Source organism: Mesorhizobium sp. (assembly GCF_004962925.1).
In the GTDB taxonomy this organism is placed as follows: domain Bacteria; phylum Pseudomonadota; class Alphaproteobacteria; order Rhizobiales; family Rhizobiaceae; genus Mesorhizobium.
In genome coordinates this window covers 25,120-29,242 of sequence record NZ_SUEO01000059.1, presented here as the reverse complement: position 1 = coordinate 29,242, position 4,123 = coordinate 25,120, and the positions used below count along the sequence as shown (strand labels likewise).

Here is a 4,123-nt window from a genome sequence, read left to right as displayed (position 1 = left end):
GTGAAGAAGGAAGGCCGCAGCGTGGTGTGGTCGTCGGATCCGATGCATGGCAACACCATCGAGGCCGCCGGCTACAAGACGCGACCGTTCGACCGCATCCTGAAGGAGGTGCAGACCTTCTTCGAAGTGCATCGCGCCGAAGGCACCCACCCGGGCGGCATCCATATCGAGATGACCGGCAAGAACGTCACCGAATGCACCGGTGGCGCCCGCGCCATCACCGCCGAAGAACTGCAGGACCGCTACCACACTCATTGCGACCCGCGCCTCAACGCCGACCAGGCCATCGAGCTGGCATTCCTGGTGTCGGATCTGCTGAAGAAGAGCCACCCGGTCCCGCACAAGCAGGCCGTCAACGGCTGATTTCAGCGGCGTCGAAATTGACGATTCCACGAAGCGCCGGAGAAATTCGGCGCTTTTTGATTCAGCCGGCGGGCCTCGTTGTGCCGATCCCGAAGTTCCGCATTGAACTCCACTCGCCTTGCAGTAACTGATTGCGAAATGCAATTGGTTGTGCATCTTTGAAGGACTGAACGGAGGCGCCGATGGCCAGGATCGTCTACGCCATGCTGATGTCCCTGGACGGCTACATCGCCGCACCGGACGGAGATATTGCCTTGCCGGTACCCGAAGGGGAGTTGCACCGGCATTTCAACGACATGATGAGACAGACCTCGTTCGCGCTCTGTGGACGCCGGATGTACGAGGTGATGCGCTTCTGGGACAGTTCGGACCGGGAGATCGACGCTGCGCAGGTCGAGCTGGATTTTGCCCACGCCTGGCGCGAGACCCCGAAGATCGTGTTTTCGACGACGCTTCGGGACGTCGGACCCAATGCCCGGCTGGTGAACGGCGATGTCGAGAACGTGGTGAGGTCTCTCAAGTCGGAAACGGATGGCCAGATCACCGTCGCCGGTGCCGATCTTGCCGCGCATCTCGCACGATCCGGCCTCATCGACGAGTACCGGCTCTACATGCACCCGGTCGTGCTGGGCGGCGGCAAGCCGTACTTCCAGTCCGGCCTGTCGCTGACGTTGAAGCCGCTTGGCACGGAAAGCCTTAGCCAGGGCGTGACGCTGCTGCGCTACGCATCCGCCGGTTAGTTGTGACCTGACGTCGTTTTGTCTGGGAACCGGTCAACGTCAGCGTTCCCCGCCACTTTGCACAAACCGTCCTGAGCGGACATGCCTGCTGAATGTCGCATTTGCTTGGGCACAACCGCTGCAAAACTGGAATCCTGGCAAGAATGCAGACGTCAGGGATGACGGGATGGCGATTTCGTTGGAGGCCGGAGATGGATGACAATCACAGCGGATCATGCCTGTGCGGAGCCGTGCGCTTCAGGACGCGGGGTCCGCTACGCGGTGTCGTCTATTGCCATTGTTCACAGTGCCGCAAGCAGACCGGGCATTTCGTTGCCGCAACCGCTGCCAAGGACGTCGACATCGATATCGAAGGGAAGGATGCGCTCACCTGGTATGGTGCTTCCGATGTGGCCAAGCGCGGGTTCTGCAGGACCTGCGGTTCGCTGCTGTTCTGGAAACATGGCGAACTGGACTCGATTTCGATCATGGCCGGCTCCTTCGACAGGCCGTCCGGCCTCTCAGGCCAAAGCCATATCTTTGTCGGCGACAAGGGAGACTATTATTCGATCGACGATGCGCTACCCCAGTTCGAAAGGTCAGCCCCGTCGATCAAGGTTGCCGACGAATGATTTTGCAGCGATCGCCTTATTCCCTTGATCCGGCCATTGCGCTATCCCCTGCCGGTGATTCGGAAAGGTTTGGTATGCAGCGGCTGATCGATGCTTTCTTCAATTCGGTGCGGGCGTTTCAGAAATTGGCCGCCAGCGAAAAAGCCTTCCAGCAGGAGCTGATGCTGCTCGTGCTGGCGCTGCCGCTCGGCTGGTTTGTTTCGGTGTCGTGGCGCGGCTACGCGCTGCTGATCGGCGCGGTGCTGCTTCTGATCATGGTCGAAGTGCTGAACACCGGTATCGAGGCGGCATGCGATGCGTTCAGCCGGGAGTTCAACGTCGATATCCAGCTCGCCAAGGACTGCGGTTCGCTGGCGGTGCTGATTTCGGTGGTGATCGTTGCCGGCGTCTGGGGCATCGCCATCATCGAGCGCATTATGGGGCTACCGATCTAGTATCTCACCTCTTATATGACGGTCACCAAAGGAGACCGTCATGGGTGAAGGTGCCGATTTTCTGCTGCTCGAGCGGGCAGGCCTGCCGGACGATCTGCGCTGGCTGACCGAAAAATATCCGCGAGAGGTCTGGCAGGCGCATTCCAACATTCACGGCATCGCCACTATGTGGCTGCAGCGGCATGACATGTTCCGCGAGCTCGGCGGCATGCTTACCAACGGTATCGGCGACTATCGCGAGGGCAGGCTGACGGCGCCGGAGTTCGCGCGCTGGTTCGCGCCGCGCCTCAACCATTTTCTCGGCCATCTCGACGGCCACCACAATGTCGAGGATCAGCACTATTTTCCGGTCTTCGCCAAGGCGGAGACAAGGCTGAAACGCGGCTTCGAGATTCTCGATGCCGATCATCACACGATCCATGAGGGGCTGGAGCGCAATGCCGAGACGGCGAACGCCTTCATCCGCACGCTTCAGGAGAGCGAGGACAAGCAGCGCTTTGCCGCCGATGCCTATGCCGACGAGAACGGCCGGCTGATCGCCATGCTGACCCGGCATCTTGCCGATGAGGAAGATTTGATCATTCCGCTGATCCTCGATCGTGGCGACCGGGCGCTCGGCATCGACTGATCCTTACATTTCCTTGGCGCGCTCCTTGCCGGCAACATAGTGGGCGATGAACCAAGCGAGGATCGCCGCTGCCAGGCCGATGGCCAGAGCGATCAGCAATCGCTCGTGACGGGCCAGCGCCTGGCCGACGATGCGCTCGGCGCCCAATCCGAAAACATAGCCGATGGCGGCGAACAATGCGGCCCAGATGATCGATGAAATGGCGTTGAGGATAACAAAGCGCGCCACGGCAATGCCGGACAATCCGGCCGCGATGCCGCCGACCAGGCGCAGGCCGTAGATAAAGCGGTTCGACAGCACGAAAATGTCGGGATGGTTGGAGACGAGACGATAGGCGTGACTGAAGCCCGGCCGACCCCTCAATTTGATCACGAGCGGATGGTCGGCGAAGCTTCGGCCGAGGGTGAAAAAGAAGGTGTCGCCGACAAAGGCACCGATGGCGGCCGCCAGAAACGCCTGCCATAGGATGAAAACATGCTGATGGGCGAAAAAACCGCCAAGGAGGGCGGCACTTTCGCCCTCCGCGATACAGCCCAGAAAAACGGCAATCAGCCCATATTGCTCTATGAGATTATGGATGGCATCCGTCATGAAGGCGACCGCTGCTTTGACAGAATCTCGTCGATCCGCTTCACCTGTTCGGCCAGTTGCGCGATCTCGTCGCGCATGCCGACGATCTGGCTGTGGCGCAGTTCGTCGAGCTTCTCATGCAGCGCCATGATCTCGATCTCGGCCTTGAGATTGACCTCGTAGTCGTGCGCGGCATCAATACGATCGCGCTCGGTCTGGCGGTTCTGCGCCATCATGATCACCGGCGCCTGCAGGGCCGCGACCATGGAAAGCACGAGGTTGAGGAAGATGAAGGGATAGGGATCAAAGGCATCGCGCGTCAAAAGCCAGACATTGCCTGCCGTCCACAGAATCAGGAAGGCGATGAATGTCAGGATGAAGGACCACGAGCCGCCGATCCGGGCGATGGTGTCGGCCAGGCGGTCGCCAAATGTCTGGTGGAAGGCGACAGCCTTGTTGGTGTCCTTCGAGATCGTGGTGCGTTCGAGCGTTGATTGCAGCACCCGGCTTTCAAGTACGCTGAGACCGTCCGGCTTTCGCTTCAGCCAACGGTTCGCCAGTTCCTCGATCGTCTTGTTCATCGTCGCCTCCGTCGTCAGCGATAGAGGTAGAGGCTACTGGTTCGCACGGGAAGTGGTAGATTGACGCGATAAGGTGAGGAAACAATGATGGATTTTCAGAAGATCCGCGCCCGCGCGGCCAAACGCAAGGGCGGGGAAGCGGCGCTGGCGTCGCTGCTGGGGCCTGTGCCCGACAATGCCGCCGTGGCTGACATTA

General features: G+C 60.2%; 7 protein-coding genes and 1 pseudogene. 6 read left to right on the top strand and 2 right to left on the bottom strand.

Annotated elements, in window-relative coordinates; genetic code table 11:
• From E5W87_RS14365 to E5W87_RS14345, 5 genes are all read left to right on the top strand, one after another.
• The coding region (locus E5W87_RS14365; protein ID WP_292398242.1) for a 3-deoxy-7-phosphoheptulonate synthase at positions 1-363 on the top strand (363 nt) is incomplete at its 5' end.
• 182 nt (positions 364-545) lie between these two features.
• The gene (locus E5W87_RS14360) at positions 546-1,103 is read left to right on the top strand and encodes a dihydrofolate reductase family protein (RefSeq protein WP_292398240.1); all 558 of its coding nucleotides are present in this window, start codon (positions 546-548) and stop codon (positions 1,101-1,103) included.
• A 191-nt stretch (positions 1,104-1,294) separates the two neighbouring features.
• Entirely contained in the window at positions 1,295-1,714 is a 420-nt protein-coding gene (locus E5W87_RS14355; protein WP_292398238.1) for a GFA family protein, read from the top strand.
• A 74-nt stretch (positions 1,715-1,788) separates the two neighbouring features.
• Positions 1,789-2,148, top strand: coding sequence for a diacylglycerol kinase (locus E5W87_RS14350; protein WP_292398236.1), 360 nt, complete (start codon positions 1,789-1,791; stop codon positions 2,146-2,148).
• A gap of 40 nt (positions 2,149-2,188) precedes the next feature.
• The gene (locus E5W87_RS14345) at positions 2,189-2,776 is read left to right on the top strand and encodes a hemerythrin domain-containing protein (protein WP_292398234.1); all 588 of its coding nucleotides are present in this window, start codon (positions 2,189-2,191) and stop codon (positions 2,774-2,776) included.
• A gap of 3 nt (positions 2,777-2,779) precedes the next feature.
• On the opposite strand, the gene E5W87_RS14340 is transcribed toward E5W87_RS14345, so the two are convergent.
• On the bottom strand, positions 2,780-3,367 hold the full coding sequence (locus E5W87_RS14340; protein ID WP_292398233.1) for a DedA family protein: 588 nt from the start codon (positions 3,365-3,367) through the stop codon (positions 2,780-2,782).
• On the bottom strand, positions 3,364-3,927 hold the full coding sequence (locus E5W87_RS14335) for a DUF1003 domain-containing protein (RefSeq protein ID WP_292398232.1): 564 nt from the start codon (positions 3,925-3,927) through the stop codon (positions 3,364-3,366). The genes E5W87_RS14340 and E5W87_RS14335 overlap by 4 nt, the downstream gene beginning before the upstream one ends.
• 84 nt (positions 3,928-4,011) lie before the next feature.
• Between E5W87_RS14335 and E5W87_RS14330 the strand changes: the two are divergent.
• Positions 4,012-4,123 (top strand): annotated as a pseudogene (locus E5W87_RS14330) (DNA-3-methyladenine glycosylase I); the annotation flags it as partial.